The sequence below is a fragment of the Citrobacter sp. Cpo090 genome (assembly GCF_030332665.1).
Lineage (GTDB): Bacteria > Pseudomonadota > Gammaproteobacteria > Enterobacterales > Enterobacteriaceae > Citrobacter > Citrobacter portucalensis.
Genome location: NZ_JAOWHK010000031.1, coordinates 456283 through 475503 on the forward strand (window position 1 = coordinate 456283; position 19221 = coordinate 475503).

A 19221-nucleotide genomic window follows, 5' to 3' on the forward strand; every position below is an offset into this window, starting at 1 on the left:
ATAGTCTCCTTAGGCCGCAATGGCGTTCATGATCGCCGGTACGGACAGTTCAGCCAGTGGGATCTCGGCCACCTGTTTGCGATCGCGCATAATAATGACCCGATCGGCATAGCCCACTAACTCTTCCAGTTCGGATGAAATGACCAGCAGCGCCAGACCATCCGCGCACAGCGTTTCGATCAGGCGGATGATCTCCGCATGCGCGCCGACGTCGATCCCACGCGTGGGTTCATCAAGGATCAGGAACTGCGGTTTGGTCAGTAACCAGCGCGAGAGCAGTACTTTTTGCTGATTGCCGCCGGAGAGAAATTCGATCGGCTGCTCAGCGTTGGGGGTGCGAATTCCGAGCTGGCGGATAAACCGCTCGGCAATCTCGTTTTGTTCTTTCCGTGGAATAGGCCGCAACCAGCCACGCTGCGCCTGCAACGCCAGAATAATGTTTTCCCGCACCGAGGCGGCGGCAATAATGCCATCCGTTTTGCGATCCTCCGGGCAAAAACCGATCCCCAGACACGAAGCCTGATGCGGCGATCGCAAAGTCTGCGGTTTGCCTTTGATCAGCGCACTTCCGCTGTCGGCGGGTTTAATACCGAAGATCACCTCCGCCGTTTCCGTTCGCCCGGATCCCAGTAGTCCGGCGAGACCGACGATCTCACCGGGACGCACCTGTAGATCAAACGGCGCGATGGTGCCTTTTTTGCCAAAGCCGCTGAATGCCGCCACCGGTTTATCACTCAGCAAGGTGCGGCCCGCACGCTGTAGCGCATGGGTATCCAGTTCGCGCCCCAGCATCATTTTGACCAGTTCGATCTGAGGCAGCTCGCGGGTTTCACGGCAGCCAACGAAGCCGCCGTTACGCAGGACGGTAATGCGATCGCTGACCTGATAAACCTGATCGAGAAAGTGGGTGACGAAGATCAGACTGACGCCGCGATCGCGCAGATGTCGCATCAGACCAAACAGCATTTCAACTTCCTGGGTATCAAGGCTGGCAGTCGGCTCATCGAGGATCAGCACTTTCGCGGAGAGATCGATTGCCCGACAGATGGCGACGATCTGTTGCATCGCCACGGAAAAGCGGTTCAGCGGCTCGCGTACGTCGAGGGAAAAACCGTATGACGCCATCAGCTCCGTCGCGCGTTTTTCCATTTGCTTGCGCTGAAGCAGGCCAAAACGCCGCGGTTCACGACCAATAAATAAGTTATCGGCAACCGACATATTGGGCAGCAGGTTCACTTCCTGGTACACGGTGCCAATCCCCAGTTGTTGGGCATGGGCGGTGTTTTTGGGGGAGATCGGTTGGCCTTCGAGCCAGATTGTGCCGCGATCGGCATGGTAAACGCCGGTCAGCGCTTTGATGAGCGTCGATTTGCCGGCTCCGTTTTCTCCCAGCAGCGCCATAATCTCGCCACGACGCAAGCTGAAATCCACGTTATCCAACGCTTTGACGCCGGGAAAGAATTTGCTTAATCCTTCGGTGCGGAGGATTTCCTGATGTTGGTCGGTGGTCATGGCATTCCTCCGTTACGAAATCACGGCGTTTCGTAGGCCTGATAAGCGCAGCGCCATCAGGCAATAAATGCCGGATGGCGGCGTAACGCCTTATCCGGCCTACGCAAGACCGACAGCAAAACTAGTAGCCCATGTTTTTCTTCTTCTCTAACTCTTCTTTCGCCGTATCCGGCAGATAGAGGATCGACTTGGTAATGGTCAGCTTCTCAGGCATCGTGCCGTCTTTTTTGAATTTCTCCAGCGCGTCGAATGCCGGGCCAGCCATATTTGGCGTCAGTTCGACGCTGGCGTTGGCTTCACCGTCAATCATCGCTTTGTAGATATCCGGTACGCCATCGATAGAACCGGTGAGAATATCTTTGCCAGGTTTCAGGCCCGCTTCTTTGATCGCCTGAATCGCACCGATCACCATGTCATCGTTGTGGGCGTAAACCATGCAGATGTTCTTGCCGTTGTTTTCCGCTTTGATAAAGCTCTCCATCACTTCTTTCCCTTTACTGCGGGTAAAGTCGCCGGACTGAGAGCGAATAATTTTGATGTTTGGCGCACTGGCAATAGCTTCAGCAAAGCCTTTCTTACGATCGATCGCCACGCTGGCCCCAACGGTCCCTTGCAGCTCAACGACGTTACACGGCTTGCCGTCCACTTGTTTAATCAGCCAGTCGCCGATCAATTTGCCTTCCAGCACGTTGTCAGCGGTGACGGTGGTCATATAGAGAGATTTGTCTTTTACATCGATGGAACGATCGAGCAAAAAGACCGGAATGTCGGCATCTTTAGCTTCTTTTAAAACCGGCTCCCAACCCGTTGCCACGACCGGCGCAATAAAGATAGCGTCGACGCCCTGCGCAACAAATGAGCGGACTGCTTTAATCTGGTTTTCCTGCTTTTGCTGGCCATCAGCAATTTTCAGCGTAATTCCCCGCTTTTCGGCCTCGCTTTTCGCGACGTTGGTTTCTGCGGCGCGCCAGCCGGATTCAGAGCCAACCTGCGAAAATCCTACGGTTAAAGGGGCTGCCATTGCCATAGACGACATGGCTGCCGAAACTGCTGTGACTAAAAGTAAGCGCTTCCACATAAGTGCGTCCTCGTAGGGTGATTATTGTTGGTTAATAAACCGTCGCGAAAAAACTATAGACAATTGAGCATGTAACGGATTGCGTTACATCACACTTCAAAAAAGTAAATAAAACGTTAATCACAACTTTGTAATCGCTTTCATCTCGCTATGAAAAATGCGGCTGAAGATATGGATTTTTCTGTCATGAGAGAGTGGTAAAAAGAAGAAAATGCACGCAGAGAAAGCGAAAACAAGCGGAGACATTCCGCGCGAGTTGGCTATAATACCCGCCACTTGTTTGCCATAGCTTATTTAAAGGAAACAGACATGAGCTTACTCAACGTCCCTGCCGGTAAAGACCTGCCGGAAGATATCTACGTTGTTATCGAGATCCCTGCCAACGCAGATCCGATCAAATACGAAGTTGACAAAGAGAGCGGCGCCCTGTTCGTTGACCGCTTCATGTCCACCGCGATGTTCTATCCGTGCAACTACGGTTACATCAACCACACCCTGTCTCTGGACGGTGACCCGGTAGACGTTCTGGTCCCGACTCCGTACCCGCTGGAGCCAGGTTCAGTGATCCGCTGCCGTCCGGTTGGCGTACTGAAAATGACTGACGAATCCGGTGAAGATGCGAAACTGGTTGCAGTACCGCACACCAAGCTGAGCAAAGAATACGATCACATCAAAGACGTGAACGACCTGCCGGAACTGCTGAAAGCGCAGATCACCCACTTCTTCGAACACTACAAAGATCTCGAAGCGGGCAAATGGGTAAAAGTTGACGGTTGGGACAACGCTGAAGCTGCTAAAGCTGAAATCGTTGCTTCCTTCGAGCGCGCGAAGAAGTAAGTTCGCGTTAGCATAAAGCCCTGAACGCCAGCCCCTGGTTAGTAAGGGTTTTTTAATTTCTACTTTCTTTTCCCCTCCCCTTCGCTGTTTTCTTTTTGACCTACCAGATTGGGTAGTCACATTTCATTTATCTTAATTGCGAATGAGATTAGATCTCATTATCATTCACAACATGTAAATAAATGTGAATAAAAGTCAATGAACCTCCACAATGTGAAGTCCCTGAAACGCTATTCCTGCGTGGCTCTCGCCACAGCACTGTTATTTACCAGCCTGTCCAGCGTGGCGCAGACGCTACCTGAGAAAGATTTTCTGACCCACGACGTTGGCAACGGCGTGTATGAACTGGCGGTTGATAGCCAGCAGAATGCGCTTTTTGCTGCCTCGTCGCCGTCGTTTGATAAAGATAAAACCAGCGGGCTTATCTATAAACTCGATCTGGAAAAGCTCACCACGACTGAAGTTATCGAAACCAGCCGTCGTGCCTTTGCCACTGCCCTGGATGAAGAAAATCAGGTGCTGTATGTCGGCAACACACTGGAAGGTTCGGTCACGCTTATCGATACCCGCAGCGGGAAAGAGCTGGCGATACTGCAACTGAGCGAAGCCAAAAACCCGAAAGAAATTGTCCATACCCGCGAAATGGTGCTCGATAAACAGCATCACCGCCTGTACGTTTCCGGCGTGGCTGAAAAGGGTATTGTCTGGGTGGTGGATACGCAAAAGCTCGAGAAAATCGCTACCCTTGAAAACATGGGCCAGTATCCGACCGGCATGGCCGTCGATGCAAATAAGAACCGCCTGTATGTCGTAAATGGCCGCAACGAACTTATTACACTGGATACCACCAACCATCAAATTATTAGCCGCTTTAGCATTGAACCAGGCAAAAAACATTTTTTCCTGAATATTGCTTTGGATGCAAAAAATAATCGCGCATTCCTGACCGATCCTGATTTAGCGGATGTACTGGTTGTTGATATTAATACCGGTAAGGTTATTGCCCCCATTAAGGTTATCAACTCGCTGGCGGTGATATATAACGAAAAACGCCAGGAAGTTTATATCACCCACCGAAATGCAAAACGCATCAGCATTGTGGACAGCAAGACTTATCAGGTAAAACAAAGCATTGAAACCAATGCGTTACCTAATAGCCTGGCGCTCTCGTCTGATGCCAACACCCTGTATGTCAGCGTCAAACAGCCGGAAAAAATGGCAGGTGTGAAGCCCGACTACGTGCTAAAAATCGACCTCTCCAAATATTAATAATTAAAAACGCTTCTTACACCTTGCAGCTTTTCTGGGCTGCAAGGTGATGCTTTTATTTTTTACTTTTCAGGTGTCTATATTATGAAAACGCGTCAACTTATTACGCTGACAGGGATCGTTGCATTCTCAGGCGGTGTTATTTTCCCCACTCAGGCAGAAGAACTCACCGAAACCTCACGCAATAGCGAAGATGAAATGGTGATCACCGCATCCGGGTTCTCGCAGCAAAAGCGCGAAGCGCCGGCCACCATTTCCGTTATCGATCGTAAAACACTGGATATTCAGCCGGACCGTAGCATTGGTGAAGCGATTAAAAACCTTCCTGGCGTCTCGGTTACCAACAGCAGCGGCATGAACGCTGGCAGCATTATGATCCGCGGCATGGACCCGTCCTATACCGCTTTTATGGTCAACAGCGTCAAACAAAATACCGGTGAATCTCGCCCTTACGGACATGACATCGGTACTGAAGCCAACTTCTTACCGCCGATGGAGGCCATTGAGCGTATCGAAGTTATCCGCGGGCCCATGTCCTCGCTGTACGGCTCAGATGCCATCGGCGGTGTGGTCAACGTGATTACCAAAAAACCGTATGGCGCAAAAGAGTGGACAACGGCAATTGCCGCCAATACCTGGCTTCAGGAGCACCAGTATTTGGGTAATACCAGCCAGATGAATTTGTTTACCATGGGGCCGATTGTGCCCGATGTTCTCGGCCTTAGCGTAGCGGCCGACTGGCTCGACCGTCGCGATGACGATCGCAATAACTATTTCGGCAAACACAACCGTAAATCCGTTGATATGACGCTGGGCCTGGCCGCCAGCGAAAATAACCTGTTCGACCTCAATGTGGTCACCGGTGAGCAGGAGAAAAACCGTACCCAAAAGCGCGGTGCGCCGTGGTCATGGCTGTTCGATCGTAACGCCGCCACCCTAACGCATACCGGCTGGTATGCCGACGACACCATCGCAACGACCAACTACATAAACTATGAAAAAGGCCGTTCGAAGTACGTTTATGACAGCCAGTCGCCGCAGTATGTGCTGATGGAGAACTACGTCGCCAATTCGCAAACCACCTTCACGCTCGACAACCATAAACTGACCGTTGGGGCGAATTTCACCCGCGAAGAGCTGAATGACCGCTTTGATGTGGCCAACAAAACGCTGCCCGGATCTGAGCCAGTGACCAAAATCAGCCGTAACGGTTGGGCATTGTTTGCTGAAGACGGCTGGAGCATTGACGACTTCATCCTGACCACATCAGCGCGTATGGACCAAGATGATAACTTTGGCACACATATTACGCCGAAAATGTACGGTAACTGGGCCTTCAGCAATGACTGGGCGCTGAAGGGCGGCGTTTCCGCAGGTTATAAAAAACCTGAGCTGCGTGCGACATCCAGCGACTTTGTCACCCCATACGGCTCAACTGTACCTTATCCCTTCCTGACCGTCGGTAACGACGATCTGAAACCAGAACAAAGCGTTAACTCTGAGCTGGGCCTCTACTGGACGGGGAATGCGCTGTCACTGGATAGCACCGTCTTCTACACGCAGTTCAAAGACAAAATTGCCGAACAAACCATTTGCGAAACCACATCGACGAATCAGTGCTCCGTGAATGGCTACAAGGCGGACTCCGTCAGTAAATACTTCAACGTCAGCAAGGCGGATGTGTACGGTATAGAGCTTAATGCCGACTGGCAGATTAGCGCAGATGTGAAAGCCAATGCTAACTACACCTGGAACCACAGCGAGCAGAAAAGCGGCGTAAACAAAGGCTACGCGCTCAACGATTATCCGCGCCATATGGCGAACCTGTCGCTGAACTGGGCGGCAACGCAGAGTCTGGACGTATGGAGTACGGTGAATTACCGCAGCAGTAACCGCAACAGCGGCAATAACTATAAGTACGATGACTACACGATGGTCGACGTAGGCGTACGTTATAAGCTCAATAAGCACACGCAGCTGATGGCAGGGATCTACAACGTGCTGGATGAGGATCCGAAACTGACGACTGCATGGAATGAATCCGCGCAGGTGGAAGGCCGCCGCTATAACCTCGGCGCGCGCGTGGAGTTTTAAATCCTGAATAAAACAACGCCACCCGAGGGCGGCGTTGTTTATTCTGGTAGGCGATATATCAGTACTGGTCTCTGTCTAACCAGTTACCGCTTTCAATCAGCGTTAAGCCATCAACCGGACGTTGGTACACGTACATCCATGCACTTCCGTACGGCGTTTGAATTAACTGGCGTGCGTATTCACCGCCGCGGGTACGCAGAGCGTCAAGCTCTGCCAGCGTGGCGTTATCAATACGATAAACTTCCCCGTGTACTGTCCCATTTCCCGGAACGGCGCCTGGATAGTGGCCCAGGCTGTACAACTGGTAGTTGTCGATACTGAAATTTCCCAGCAACAGGGCATTGGTCATCCAGTGGCTGTTGCCTTGTTTGGTTCGTAAACTGCCGTAGACAAATATTCGCATTGCTAAAACTCGAACTGATAGAGCAAATCAAGTGCCTGATCTACGCCAGACACTGCTTCCAGATATAGCTTAGGCATCAGACGATAACGTAGCGTGAGTGTCGCTAAGGAGTCAAATATACCCACACCATATTTCACCTGCAGACCTGGCAGTACGTATCCGCTGACAACCACCTGAGATGAGTCGCCCACCCCTTGCGTGTCCAGTGCCAGATTGCTTACGCCAAATGTCTCCCCGATTTTACCCACAACCTGACCACTTTGTGCAACCCCCAGACCAATAAGCATTGAAGTCATCGCTGCGCTATCGCTCTGTTCGCTATCCAGCCCTTGTCCACGTAGCAGGTAGGAAAGCGCCATTTGCTGCGACATTGCCGGGTCGGAGAAGATCTCCGCCTTCGGTTCATCGGCGGTACCGGTGACGCGAACGCCAGCGATCACGTCGTCTTCGGTAGCATCTGGGTTACGAATCGCTTCGATGTTGAGCAATGGCTGATCCGGCGGACCGGAGAACAACAGCTCGCCCTTACGCACAATCAGATCCTGACCATAGGCGTGGAAGCGACCGCTCGGAATATTAATTTGCCCGTTAAGCCCCAGCCCCTGCTTATCCTGCACCACTTTCAGATCGCCCGTCAGGCGCGCTTTCAGACCAAAGGCGTCAAGACGCACGTTATTACCAACGTGGATGTTCAGGTTGCTGTTGATCGGAATACCGGCGGTCTGTGGTTTCTCCGGCTGCAGATTATTGTTAAGCATGACCATATCGCTGGAAACCCCAACCGCGCTTTCCGGCAGGTCATGTACCACGATACGTGCCCACGGCACATCCACGTTGCCATCGAGGGTGAACAGGCTTGGCGTGGCTTCAAAGACCACGTCCGGCGATACGTCCAGGCGGACCATCGGCGGTACGGTAATACGCACCCTGCTGCCTTTAGCCGCGACACGCGCCCGCCAGTTGTCTATCTGACTCCAGTCGGCATCGCCGCTCAGGTTAATTTCTCCCTGCTGCGTACGCACCACGCCCGCCAGCGTGGAGCGTGTTCCGGTAAAGTTAACGGCTAACTGGCTTGGCTGCATGTCAAACGGCATAAAGTTACCGTCAATATCCAGACCACTCAGTTGCAGCTGTCCGAGCAACTGCGGGCTTTGCACATCGCCGCCCAGCCGCAGGTTGGCGTTGATCATCCCTGCCGCTTTTTCACCGCGCGAGAAGATGGGGTTCACCATCGCCAGATTGAAGTTGCGAATATTGACGTTACCGCCCAGATTACGGCGCCCTTGCGGGTCCGTTACCTGCACCTGTCCGTCAAACTGCCCGTTGTTGGTCAGACGAATCAGCCAGCCCAACTCGGCACGGTTATTGTGCAGGTCGGCGGTCAGATTCAGCGTTTCAAACGCCACGGGGAGCGGGGCATCATTCACGCTTTGCGTGACCTTCACGTTACGTCCGCTCAGAGTGACCTGCCCCTGTGGCAGCCCCTCTTTGGTGGTGTCCCAACTCACATCGGCTTTACCGGTGAACACGCCGCTGGCCTGGGTTGTCTCCGGCATAAACGGTTTTAGCATCGCCAGGTCGAAGCGGTTAAGATTCACCACCGCGCGACCTTCTGCCCCGGCATCAATGGTTTGTGGTACGCACAGCTCCGCATTCGGGTTGTTCCAGCAGTGCGGCCCGATACTAATTTTCTGTTCCTGATTACGGTAATCCAGCGCGATAGCCCGGTTGAGCGACCACGGACCGACCGGCGTCTGGAAGCGGGTATTGCTTAACTCTCCTTTCCAGCGCTGTTCTTTGCGATCAAAGCTCCCGGCAAGATCCAGTTGCCCGGAAACCGGCTCACCCTGAATGCGCAACTGTAGCTCATGCTGCTTTTCACTGCCTTTGGCGTTGAGCGTCACCAGGCCGATATTCACGTCAGGTTGTACAATTCGCTCTACGCGAACGTTGAGATTACCGGCGATTTGCTCGGCCGATTTCACGTCGCCTTCAACGCGTACCTGAGCAACAGAAAGTTCCTGCCAGCGCAGACCACGGGCGGTAATATCCGCCAGCAGCTGTGGTGCTTCAACCGTACCGCGAACTTTTACCAGCCCTTTCGCCGTACCGCCCAGCCCCGGCAGCGCGTTATCCAGGCTTGGGGCATCAATCGTCGCGTCGAGATTGAGGTCTTTGACCCCCAGTTCCCCTTTCACGTCCGCACTGTTACGTCCCAGTTCCAGATGCAGGCCCGGGATCGTCCACTGCAGGTAGCTATTCCCCTTCAGCGAACCGTTCACATTGACCTTGTTCTGCTTCACGTTGCCGGTCAGCTTCAGCTCAGGAACTTCCATCTGCCAGCTTCCGCCGTACAGACTGCCGCGCGTTTTCACCAGGCCATTCAGTTTTGACGGCCAGTCCGGGATCGCTTTTGCGGTGTTGATACCATCCAGCGTGAGCTCCCCGCGCCAGCTGATCGCCTGCTGCCAGTCCACCAGCGCTTTCAGCTCGGTTTTGCCTTCCAGCGCCGCAACGCTGAGTTTGTCGAGATTGATCTGTTGCTCGTTGCCTTTGGCGTCCAGCGTGATGGTAGCCGGAGGAATATCCTGACCTTTCACGGCGGTACGCATCGACAGCGTATAGTCGGTCATCTTGCCGGTCAGTTTGAGCTTAATGTCATCGGCCTGGAACTGTTTCTCACCGGTAAACGGCCAGTAAACCTGCTTACTCACCACCTCAATGTTGAGCGGCAATCCGGCTTCCGCCAGACGCGTCTGCGCACGCAGGTCCATATCCACCGGACCAGACAGATTGACGCCAACTTCCAGCTGTTCGCGCAGCGCACCGCCGACCTTCAGCTTCACCTTTTCGCCTTTTAACGGGTCGATGTTTAGCGTGCTGTTTAACGTAATATCAACCGGCCACGTGTCGGTCAGTTGCGCCGTGCCGCTGGCTTTTACCGTTCCCTGATTCGAGTCGATATCCAGCGCGTCGAGCTTCATATTGCCGTCAATGCTGCTCACTTTCAGCAGCATGCTATGTACCGTTAAATCCGTATCCCCGGTCACACGCAGTTGCTCGCCGCGAAACTCTTCAATATTGAGATTGAGCGGCAGATGGACATCGGTCATTTCCGGCAGCACCGGCTTTGAGAACAGATCTTTTAGCGTTTCGCCGAGCGGCTTTTCATCCGGCTGCGGGTTTTGAATCTTCGGTTCGACGACCTCTTCCTGTGCCACTTCCGCCACTTTAGGCAGGGCAATCAGTAGCCCCTGTAATGACGTTGGCTTCAGGGTTAGCGTTTTTTCCTGCCAGTTCAGGCCGGAGGTAAAATCCAGCACCGACACCGTGGTGTCATCGATTTTGATATTGATGTTGTTCAGCGCCACGCGCGAAAGCGTGATGGGGTAAGGCGTGGAAAGATTAAGCGGACCGCTCTCTTCTTCCTCAACCGGCGCGGATGGCGGCATCTTTTTGCTGTCGATCGCCACGTTGATGTTTTTAAGCGCCAGATCGTTGACGCACAGGCTGCTGTCCCACAGACAGTTAAGCCCTACGGCCAGATGCACTTCGCCGGCATTCACCGCCACGCCAGGCTGGTCATAACGAATATTTTTCAGTGATAAATCCCGCCAGCCGCCGGTGACCTGACCAATCTCCAGCCCCGGAACCCAACGATTAGCTGCTTTGAAGATCAGATGCAGGCCCGAGGTGGTGCCGACGAGGAACGCCACCGTGCCTAACAACAGCAGGATAAAAATCAGCACGCCGAGGCTTATCTTCTTCCATAAACTCATAATTCAGGCCCCAGACCGATGTAAAACTGTAAACCATGTTCATCTTTGTCGCCGACCGGGACGGCAAAGTCGAGCTTGATAGGTCCAACCGGTGATTGCCAACGTACGCCGACCCCGGCACCGGTTTTGAAATCGCTTCGGCGAATATCGCTGACCGCTTCACCGCTATCGACAAACATCGCGCCCCACCATTTACCGGTCACGTTGTACTGGTATTCCAGCGAGCCAGTTGCCAGCTTGGAGGCCCCTTTCAGCTTGCCGTCGCTACCTTCCGGCGAAATAGATTTGTATTTATAGCCGCGAATACTGCGATCGCCCCCGGCGAAGAAACGCAGGTCCGGCGGTACTTTGTCGAAGTCTCCGGTTTCAATCCAGCCGAGATTACCGCGCATCACAAAGCGATGGCGATCGTACAACGTACGGATCCAGACGTTTTGCGCCTGGAAAACAGAGAAATCAACGTCTGAACCCCAGGCCGTATTGGAGTAATCAATAGAATAACGCTGAGAGTCGCCCCAGACAGGCATCAAGCCGCCGCGTGAACGCGTCCGGCTGATCATCACGCCCGGATAGAGCAGCATGGTGGTGTTAGTGACGTTACCCTGGGTAAAGTGGTCGAGGCTCCAGCGCAGGTTAATCGCGCGCTGCCAGCCGCTGGAGAGGTCCCAGTAGCGAGAAACCGCAAGCGTCGTGGAGTCCTGCTCGGTGTCGTTTAAATCGGTACGCTTAAAGCCGCCCTGTACCAGGTAATACTGTTCCAGTGGGTTCTTTAACAGCGGCATTTTATAGCTGAAATCAAGCACCTGCTCTGGCGCCGAGATACTGGCGCTGGTCGTCAGGCTGTGGCCGTAGGAGTTCATCCACGGCTTTTTCCACGAGGTCTTCACCCGTGGTCCGACGTCAGTTGAATAACCGACCCCGGTTTCGATGGTGTTTTCGGTTCGCGGTGAGACCACACCTTTCAGCGGCAGCACCTTGGTTGTGCGGGCTTTATCAAACTCCGGCGCGACGACCACGGAATTAAACCATCCGGTCGCCGACAGACGACGGTTCAGTTCGCCCAGATCTTTCGACTCGTACTCTTCACCTTCTTTAAAGGGCACCAGATTTTGCAGATACTCATCGCGAATTTGCGAGCCTTCAAAGGTGACATGCCCAAAGCGATAGCGTTCGCCGCTGTTGTAATCGATATCCCAGAACGCCTGGCGACGCTCAAGCGCTATCCCGAGCTGGCTTTTATTAAATTCACTGTCGAAATAACCTTTACGCAACGCCACGCTGGTGAGTGACTTTTTGAAGTTGTCATAGTCCCCCTGATTCAGCACGGTGCCGATTGCCGGGCGCGTTTTCAGCAGATCCAGATAATCTTTATCCGTACGCGCGCCACCGCGCAAAATCACCTCGGTGCCACCAATCAGCACCGGCTCGCCGGGGGTCACTTTGGCAATCAGCACCTGGCGGCCTTTCGCCGGCGGTGGACGCAGTTCAAAATCAATGGTCGGCTCAAAGTAGCCCAGCGCTTTTAGCCCTTCGCGGATGGCATCATCAACGCGCGCACGAAAGCGTCGGTCTGGAGTGACTTCATCACTTTGAATCGTGGACAGCTGCGCACGGACGTTTTTCTCCAGCGGTCCTGATAATCCTTCGACCTGTAAGCGAACATTCGCGGCGGCGGCGGAGCCACTTAAGCACAGTAATCCCACCCAACATAACTGACGGATATGTGGCACATTTTCTCCTGAATATCCTTTTTTCCCACCCCTGGAAAAAAATACTATGCCGTTCCTCGGCTTAACAAAAAATCAACAATAAGAGTTGAAAAACAGACGACAACCCAAATATTTCTTATGTTTAACTCTAGACGTATTCACGCTGTTTATTGTGAGCAAAGACGCGTCTCGTTACAACCTTAACCCAAATGACTGATTTCGGGAGAACGGCCATGAGTTTATTTGATAGAAAGCATCTTGTTACTCAAGCAGATGCCCTACCTGGACGCAACACCCCGATGCCAGTGGCAACGCTGCATGCGGTTAACCAACATTCGATGACCAACGTGCCCGACGGTATGGAGATAGCTTATTTCGCCATGGGATGTTTCTGGGGCGTTGAGCGTTTATTTTGGTCATTGCCGGGAGTCTACAGCACGGCGGCCGGATACACCGGCGGCTACACCCCAAACCCAACCTATCGGGAAGTGTGTTCTGGCGATACCGGGCATGCCGAAGCGGTACGCATCGTCTATGACCCGCATGTTATCAGCTACGATCAACTGCTGCAGGTGTTCTGGGAAAATCACGACCCGGCTCAAGGCATGCGTCAGGGGAACGACCAGGGCACGCAGTATCGCTCCGCCATTTACCCGTTAACACCGGAACAAACCGCCGCGGCACAGGCCAGCCTTGAGCGTTTTCAGGCAGCAATGACCGCCGCAGGCGACGAGCGCACCGTTACCACGGAAATCACTACGGCAACGCCGTTCTATTATGCCGAGGACGATCACCAGCAGTATTTGCACAAAAATCCTTACGGATATTGTGGCATTGGCGGCATTGGTGTTTGCCTGCCGCCACAAGGATAATTTCCCCCTCTGGCGACTTTACAGTGCCTTACGCTATACTAGCTTCTGAAATTACCGGTCCACTCCCTTCGGACCGGTTTTCATTGAATATTCCATTGGATTTATACTCTATGGATTTCGAGTTGCAGGCAGGCGGCAAACTCGTGAATCCCCAGGAGCATAGATAACTATGTGACTGGGGTGAATGAGTGCAGCTAACGCACCTGCGGCTTGAAAGTCGACGAGTATCAACTTCTCCCTTCCGAGGATCTGACCTGAACGGTCGGATAAGATATGTTAAACAGTATTTTAGTCATTCTCTGCCTGATCGCCGTGAGTGCGTTTTTCTCGATATCTGAGATCTCGCTTGCTGCATCGCGCAAAATAAAACTTAAACTGCTTGCCGATGACGGCAACGTAAACGCACAACGTGTTTTGAAGATGCAGGAAAACCCCGGCATGTTTTTTACCGTCGTGCAAATTGGCCTTAACGCGGTCGCCATTCTCGGTGGTATCGTCGGTGATGCGGCATTCTCCCCGGCGTTTTACAGCCTTTTCTCGAAGTACTTCGCTCCAGAGCTGTCCGAACAGTTAAGCTTCATTCTGTCATTCTCGCTGGTTACTGGCCTGTTCATCCTGTTCGCGGATTTAACCCCGAAACGCATCGGTATGATTGCGCCAGAAGCTGTGGCTTTGCGTATCATCAACCCGATGCGCTTCTGCCTGCTGGTCTTCCGCCCGCTGGTGTGGTTCTTTAACGGTCTGGCAAACAACATTTTCCGTCTGTTCAAGATCCCAATGGTGCGTAAAGACGACATCACCTCGGACGACATTTACGCCGTGGTCGAAGCCGGTGCGCTGGCGGGTGTTCTGCGCAAGCAGGAACATGAGCTGATTGAAAATGTGTTCGAACTGGAATCCCGTACCGTCCCGTCTTCAATGACCTCGCGCGAGAATATTATCTGGTTCGATCTCCATGAAGATGAGCAAAGCCTGAAGAACAAGGTGGCGGAACATCCACACTCCAAATTCCTGGTGTGTAACGAAGATATCGACCACATCATTGGTTATGTTGATTCAAAGGATCTCCTCAACCGCGTACTGGCGAACCAAAGCATGGCGCTGAACAGCGGCGTACAGATCCGCAATACGCTGATCGTCCCGGACACGCTGACGCTCTCTGAAGCGCTGGAAAGCTTCAAGACCGCAGGCGAAGACTTCGCCGTCATCATGAACGAGTACGCGCTGGTGGTGGGAATTATCACGCTCAACGACGTTATGACGACGCTGATGGGCGATCTGGTAGGCCAGGGTCTGGAAGAGCAGATCGTGGCGCGCGATGAAAACTCATGGTTAGTCGACGGCGGTACGCCGATTGATGACGTGATGCGCGTGCTGGATATCGACGAGTTCCCGCAGTCCGGCAACTATGAAACCATTGGTGGTTTTATGATGTTCATGCTGCGTAAAATCCCGAAACGCACCGACTCGGTGAAGTATTCAGGCTACAAATTTGAAGTGGTGGATATCGATAACTACAAGATCGATCAGCTGCTGGTGACGCGTCTGGACAGTAAACCTACTGTTCTGGTACCAAAACTGCCAGATGCAAAAGAAGAGGCAAAGGCATCTTAACGCCTTACAGAAACATCAACGGCTCCCATCAGGAGCCGTTTTTTTAACTACTGCATAGCACTTTGATCAAGCCATCTCAGTTTGCAGACGCAAGACCTGACGGTTAACTTCGGACATCACGGAAAAATGCAGCTTGTCCTTCACTTTTGGGATAAGAATCTTACCCTTATCAAATTCAAAAGCGCCTACATCCTTGATATATAACCGTCCACGAAACAGGATCTTCACGTACTTCGCCACCTGCAGCGGGTTGTATCGTTGGAAAATTTTCATTGTTGTCTCCTGCTGAGCATTACGCCTTTGCGGTACCACAATCGGTCCGACAATCCTCAGGCGCAAATTTTAATGCCCTATGACTATAGACTATCTCGTTAATGTTTCCAGCGTGTATAAGTTTATTTACCTTCAAGTTACAATTATTCAGAATTATCTTTTCAACGCTTCGCTGTCTTCAGTATAAGCCTTCATTTTTCGCAGGATTTGTGCGCCCGTCCGCAAACTGGCATCGCGCTTGCGGGAAAAAGCATCAATCGCACATATGATTAAATTCCAGACCCAAGTGGTCGGATCACCTGCAAAATAAAAGAAAGAAGGAAAACCTATGACCTTACGAAAACTGCTGGCGCTGTCATGCCTACTGCTGCCGATGATTGCCTCCGCACATAAGTTTGAGACTGACCAACGCGTACCACCGGTGGGGATCGCCGATCGCGGCGAACTGATTCTCGATAACGATAAGTTTAGCTACAAAAGCTGGAATAGCGCGCAGTTGCCAGGCAAAGTGCGAATTGTGCAACACATTGCCGGACGCACCTCCGCCAAAGAGAAAAATGCGACGCTGATCGAGGCAATCAAAGCCGCCAACCTGCCGCACGACAAATACCAGACCACCACTATCGTCAACACGGATGACGCCATTCCCGGCTCCGGTATGTTTGTGCGCAGCAGTCTGGAAAGCAATAAGAAGCTCTACCCGTGGTCGCAATTCATTGTCGACAGCAATGGCATTGCGCGTAAAGCCTGGCAACTGGATGAAGAGAGCTCCGCTATTGTCGTACTCGACAAGGACGGACGCGTGCAGTGGGCAAAAGATGGCGCATTAACGCAGGAAGAGGTGCAGCAGGTGATTGCCCTGCTGCATAAATTACTCAGTAAATAGAGACGCGGAAGCCGGGGTTGAGGAACGATTCACGTGGGGTGTAATCCAGAGTTTTCCCCTGCCAGTCGTGAACGTGCGCTCCGGCTGCGGCGGCAACGGCATGGCCCGCGGCGGTATCCCATACGTTGGTTGGCCCAAAACGCGGATACAGCTGCGCGTGCCCTTCCGCCACCAGGCAGAACTTCAGCGATGAGCCAATCGACGTGGTCTGGTGCTCGCCCAACTGTTGCAGATACTCTTTTAACTCATTGTCGGCATGCGAGCGGCTAATCACCACCAGCGGCGGACGCGCGTCACGAACCTGAATTTGTTTGCGTACGCCGCACTCTTCTTTCCACGCTTTACCTTCTGCTGCGCTGTACATCACTTTCATTACCGGCGCGTAAACCACGCCCAGAACCGGCTTTCCTTTCTCGATCAGCGCAATATTGACGGTAAATTCACCGTTACGCTTAATGAACTCTTTGGTCCCGTCCAGCGGGTCCACCAGCCAGTAGCGCTGCCAGTGCTGGCGAACATCCCAGCCAGGAGGAGCTTCTTCAGACAGAACAGGAATATCTGGCGTCAGCGCCAGTAATCCTTCGAGGATCACCGTATGCGCGGCGATATCCGCCGCCGTGACCGGAGAATCATCCTGCTTGCTGGTAATCTCCATCGGTTTGATTCCATCGTAGACCTGCATAATGGCATCGCCCGCGTTCCGTGCAAGCTGGCATACATGTTCTAGCATTCTCCACCTCGTTTATATCAGTGGTGTTAACTCGTTGTTTTACTTATACCCGATCGTCAGGGGATCCGCCAACTGTGATAGCGTCTGCGGTTTTAGACGCTATATTCATGTCATGATTCACAGTTCTGTAAGCAAGAAGATTTATATACATTTTCTTTTGTGGCTTAGATCTTAAAAGGATGCCCCTGATGATTAAGTTTAGTGCAACGCTTCTGGCAACGCTGATTGCAGCCAGCGTCAATGCCGCGACCGTCGATCTACGTATAATGGAAACCACTGATTTACATAGTAATATGATGGATTTCGATTATTACAAAGATACACCGACAGAAAAATTCGGTCTGGTACGTACGGCAAGTCTGATCAACGCTGCGCGTGGTGAAGTCAAAAACAGCGTGCTGGTTGATAATGGCGATCTGATTCAGGGCAGCCCGCTCGGGGATTACATGGCGGCTAAAGGGCTGAAAGCGGGCGAAACTCACCCGGTATATAAGGCGCTGAATACCCTGGATTACGCGGTGGGTAACCTCGGCAACCATGAATTCAACTACGGTCTGGAGTATCTGCACAACGCGCTGGCCGGGGCGAAATTCCCTTACATTAACGCCAATATCATCGACGTTAAGACCAAAAAGCCGCTGTTTACGCCTTACTTAATCAAAGACACAGAGGTGGTCGACAAGGAAGGGAACAAACAGACGCTGAAGATTGGCTATATCGGCTTTGTGCCACCACAGATTATGACCTGGGATAAAGCCAACCTCAGCGGCAAAGTAACGGTGAACGACATTACGGAAAGTGCACGCAAATACGTTCCGGAAATGCGGGAAAAAGGCGCAGATGTCGTGGTGGTGGTTGCTCACTCCGGGCTTTCTGCCGACCCATATCAAACGATGGCGGAAAACTCCGTTTATTACCTCAGTGAAGTACCGGGCGTGGATGCCATTATGTTTGGTCACGCTCACGCTGTCTTCCCGGGTAAAGACTTTGCCAATATTAAAGGCGCAGATATCACAAAAGGTACGCTGAACAGGGTTCCTGCGGTGATGCCGGGTATGTGGGGCGATCACCTGGGCGTGGTGGATCTCGTGCTGAATAACGACAGCGGTAAATGGCAGGTCACTCAGGCGAAAGCCGAGGCGCGCCCGATCTATGACGCCGCGGCCAAAAAATCACTGGCAGCAGAAGACAAAAAAATCGTTGAGATCCTGAAAGCCGATCACGACGCCACGCGTGAGTTTGTCAGCAAACCGATCGGTAAATCCGCCGATAACATGTACAGCTATCTGGCGCTGGTACAAGATGACCCGACCGTACAGGTGGTGAACAACGCGCAGAAAGCCTATGTGGAACACTTTATTCAGGGCGATCCGGATCTGGCAAAACTACCGGTACTTTCCGCCGCCGCGCCGTTTAAGGTCGGTGGACGCAAGAACGATCCGGCAAGCTTTGTAGAAGTCGAAAAAGGTCAGTTAACCTTCCGTAACGCCGCTGATTTGTATCTCTATCCCAACACTCTGGTGGTGGTGAAAGCCAGCGGTAAAGAGGTGAAAGAGTGGCTGGAATGTTCCGCCGGGCAGTTCAATCAGATTGATATCCACAGCAGCAAACCACAGTCGTTGATTAACTGGGATGGCTTCCGTACCTATAATTTCGATGTGATTGACGGTGTGAATTATCAGATTGATGTTTCACAACCTGCTCGCTACGACGGTGAATGTCAGACCATTAACCCGAAAGCGGAACGTATTAAAAATCTGACCTTTAACGGCAAACCAATCGATCTGAATGCCACCTTCCTCATCGCGACCAACAACTATCGCGCCTACGGCGGTAAATTTGCCGGAACCGGCGACAGCCACATCGCGTTTGCCTCTCCGGATGAAAACCGCTCGGTGCTGGCGGCCTGGATTGGTGCACAGACGAAGCGTGCCGGTGAAATTCACCCGGCGGCAGATAACAACTGGCGTCTGGCGCCGATTCACAGCGATACACCACTGGATATTCGCTTTGAAACATCACCGTCTGATAAAGCCGCTGCGTTTATTAAAGAGAAAGGCCAGTATCCGCTGAAGAAAGTCGCAACCGATGATATCGGTTTCGCCATTTATCAGCTGGATTTAAGTAAGTAACTTTTGTGCCGGATGCAACGCAATAGCGTCTTA

14 protein-coding genes are annotated in these 19221 nt (G+C 52.5%); 7 read left to right on the forward strand and 7 right to left on the reverse strand.

The window, feature by feature from the left end; translation table 11 throughout:
* Positions 1-9 precede the first annotated feature (9 nt).
* Positions 10-1512: a galactofuranose ABC transporter, ATP-binding protein YtfR gene (ytfR, locus tag OGY83_RS17155; protein WP_048212855.1), complete on the reverse strand. Its 1503-nt coding sequence runs from the start codon at positions 1510-1512 to the stop codon at positions 10-12.
* 121 nt (positions 1513-1633) lie between these two features.
* Complete coding sequence (gene ytfQ, locus OGY83_RS17160) at positions 1634-2590, reverse strand: galactofuranose ABC transporter substrate-binding protein YtfQ (RefSeq protein ID WP_003025728.1); 957 nt, start codon at positions 2588-2590, stop codon at positions 1634-1636.
* Positions 2591-2899: 309 nt separating this feature from the next.
* On the opposite strand from ytfQ, the gene ppa reads away from it, so the two are divergent.
* The 3 genes from ppa to OGY83_RS17175 all read left to right on the forward strand — a co-directional run bounded on the left by ppa (position 2900) and on the right by OGY83_RS17175 (position 6790).
* The gene (gene ppa, locus OGY83_RS17165; RefSeq protein ID WP_004098041.1) at positions 2900-3427 is read left to right on the forward strand and encodes an inorganic diphosphatase; all 528 of its coding nucleotides are present in this window, start codon (positions 2900-2902) and stop codon (positions 3425-3427) included.
* A 198-nt stretch (positions 3428-3625) separates the two neighbouring features.
* Positions 3626-4696 (forward strand): 7-bladed beta-propeller protein YncE, encoded by a 1071-nt coding sequence (gene yncE / locus OGY83_RS17170; protein ID WP_286636406.1) that lies wholly within the window; start codon positions 3626-3628, stop codon positions 4694-4696.
* Between the two features lie 84 nt (positions 4697-4780).
* Complete coding sequence (locus tag OGY83_RS17175; RefSeq protein WP_286636407.1) at positions 4781-6790, forward strand: TonB-dependent receptor domain-containing protein; 2010 nt, start codon at positions 4781-4783, stop codon at positions 6788-6790.
* A 58-nt stretch (positions 6791-6848) separates the two neighbouring features.
* Here OGY83_RS17175 and OGY83_RS17180 read toward each other — a convergent pair whose 3' ends face one another.
* Genes OGY83_RS17180 through tamA form a run of 3 tightly spaced genes read right to left on the reverse strand, consistent with a single transcriptional unit; the run spans position 6849 to position 12702 of the window.
* On the reverse strand, positions 6849-7193 hold the full coding sequence (locus tag OGY83_RS17180; protein ID WP_003025723.1) for a gamma-glutamylcyclotransferase family protein: 345 nt from the start codon (positions 7191-7193) through the stop codon (positions 6849-6851).
* A 2-nt stretch (positions 7194-7195) separates the two neighbouring features.
* The gene (tamB, locus tag OGY83_RS17185) at positions 7196-10972 is read right to left on the reverse strand and encodes an autotransporter assembly complex protein TamB (protein ID WP_123268569.1); all 3777 of its coding nucleotides are present in this window, start codon (positions 10970-10972) and stop codon (positions 7196-7198) included.
* Positions 10969-12702 (reverse strand): autotransporter assembly complex protein TamA, encoded by a 1734-nt coding sequence (gene tamA / locus OGY83_RS17190; protein WP_286636408.1) that lies wholly within the window; start codon positions 12700-12702, stop codon positions 10969-10971. The genes tamB and tamA overlap by 4 nt, the downstream gene beginning before the upstream one ends.
* Positions 12703-12914: 212 nt before the next feature.
* On the opposite strand from tamA, the gene msrA reads away from it, so the two are divergent.
* Positions 12915-13553 carry a peptide-methionine (S)-S-oxide reductase MsrA gene (msrA, locus tag OGY83_RS17195; protein WP_286636409.1) on the forward strand — a complete coding sequence of 213 codons (639 nt, stop codon included), beginning with the start codon at positions 12915-12917 and terminating at the stop codon, positions 13551-13553.
* 273 nt (positions 13554-13826) lie between these two features.
* Positions 13827-15167 (forward strand): polyamine export protein PaeA, encoded by a 1341-nt coding sequence (gene paeA / locus OGY83_RS17200; protein ID WP_079939065.1) that lies wholly within the window; start codon positions 13827-13829, stop codon positions 15165-15167.
* A gap of 66 nt (positions 15168-15233) precedes the next feature.
* Here the strand turns inward: paeA and OGY83_RS17205 are convergent, their stop codons facing one another.
* Positions 15234-15440: a DUF1107 domain-containing protein gene (locus OGY83_RS17205; protein WP_003025710.1), complete on the reverse strand. Its 207-nt coding sequence runs from the start codon at positions 15438-15440 to the stop codon at positions 15234-15236.
* Positions 15441-15768: 328 nt separating this feature from the next.
* Here OGY83_RS17205 and OGY83_RS17210 point away from each other — a divergent pair, with 328 nt between their 5' ends.
* Entirely contained in the window at positions 15769-16326 is a 558-nt protein-coding gene (locus OGY83_RS17210) for a YtfJ family protein (protein ID WP_003830421.1), read from the forward strand.
* On the opposite strand, the gene cysQ is transcribed toward OGY83_RS17210, so the two are convergent.
* Positions 16316-17056, reverse strand: a complete 741-nt coding sequence (gene cysQ, locus OGY83_RS17215; RefSeq protein WP_191234283.1) for a 3'(2'),5'-bisphosphate nucleotidase CysQ — start codon at positions 17054-17056, stop codon at positions 16316-16318. The two genes, OGY83_RS17210 and cysQ, sit on opposite strands and share 11 nt — an antisense overlap.
* Positions 17057-17244: 188 nt before the next feature.
* Between cysQ and OGY83_RS17220 the strand changes: the two genes are divergently transcribed.
* Positions 17245-19188, forward strand: a complete 1944-nt coding sequence (locus OGY83_RS17220) for a bifunctional 2',3'-cyclic-nucleotide 2'-phosphodiesterase/3'-nucleotidase (protein WP_286636411.1) — start codon at positions 17245-17247, stop codon at positions 19186-19188.
* Positions 19189-19221 lie beyond the last annotated feature (33 nt).

Bases quoted from the DNA above. Each gene is read 5' to 3' on its own strand.
- ytfR (WP_048212855.1), bottom strand. From the start codon at position 1,512: ATGACCACCGACCAACATCAGGAAATCCTCCGCACCGAAGGATTAAGC.
- ytfQ (WP_003025728.1), bottom strand. From the start codon at position 2,590: ATGTGGAAGCGCTTACTTTTAGTCACAGCAGTTTCGGCAGCCATGTCG.
- ppa (WP_004098041.1), top strand. From the start codon at position 2,900: ATGAGCTTACTCAACGTCCCTGCCGGTAAAGACCTGCCGGAAGATATC.
- yncE (WP_286636406.1), top strand. From the start codon at position 3,626: ATGAACCTCCACAATGTGAAGTCCCTGAAACGCTATTCCTGCGTGGCT.
- OGY83_RS17175 (WP_286636407.1), top strand. From the start codon at position 4,781: ATGAAAACGCGTCAACTTATTACGCTGACAGGGATCGTTGCATTCTCA.
- OGY83_RS17180 (WP_003025723.1), bottom strand. From the start codon at position 7,193: ATGCGAATATTTGTCTACGGCAGTTTACGAACCAAACAAGGCAACAGC.
- tamB (WP_123268569.1), bottom strand. From the start codon at position 10,972: ATGAGTTTATGGAAGAAGATAAGCCTCGGCGTGCTGATTTTTATCCTG.
- msrA (WP_286636409.1), top strand. From the start codon at position 12,915: ATGAGTTTATTTGATAGAAAGCATCTTGTTACTCAAGCAGATGCCCTA.
- paeA (WP_079939065.1), top strand. From the start codon at position 13,827: ATGTTAAACAGTATTTTAGTCATTCTCTGCCTGATCGCCGTGAGTGCG.
- OGY83_RS17205 (WP_003025710.1), bottom strand. From the start codon at position 15,440: ATGAAAATTTTCCAACGATACAACCCGCTGCAGGTGGCGAAGTACGTG.
- OGY83_RS17210 (WP_003830421.1), top strand. From the start codon at position 15,769: ATGACCTTACGAAAACTGCTGGCGCTGTCATGCCTACTGCTGCCGATG.
- cysQ (WP_191234283.1), bottom strand. From the start codon at position 17,056: ATGCTAGAACATGTATGCCAGCTTGCACGGAACGCGGGCGATGCCATT.
- OGY83_RS17220 (WP_286636411.1), top strand. From the start codon at position 17,245: ATGATTAAGTTTAGTGCAACGCTTCTGGCAACGCTGATTGCAGCCAGC.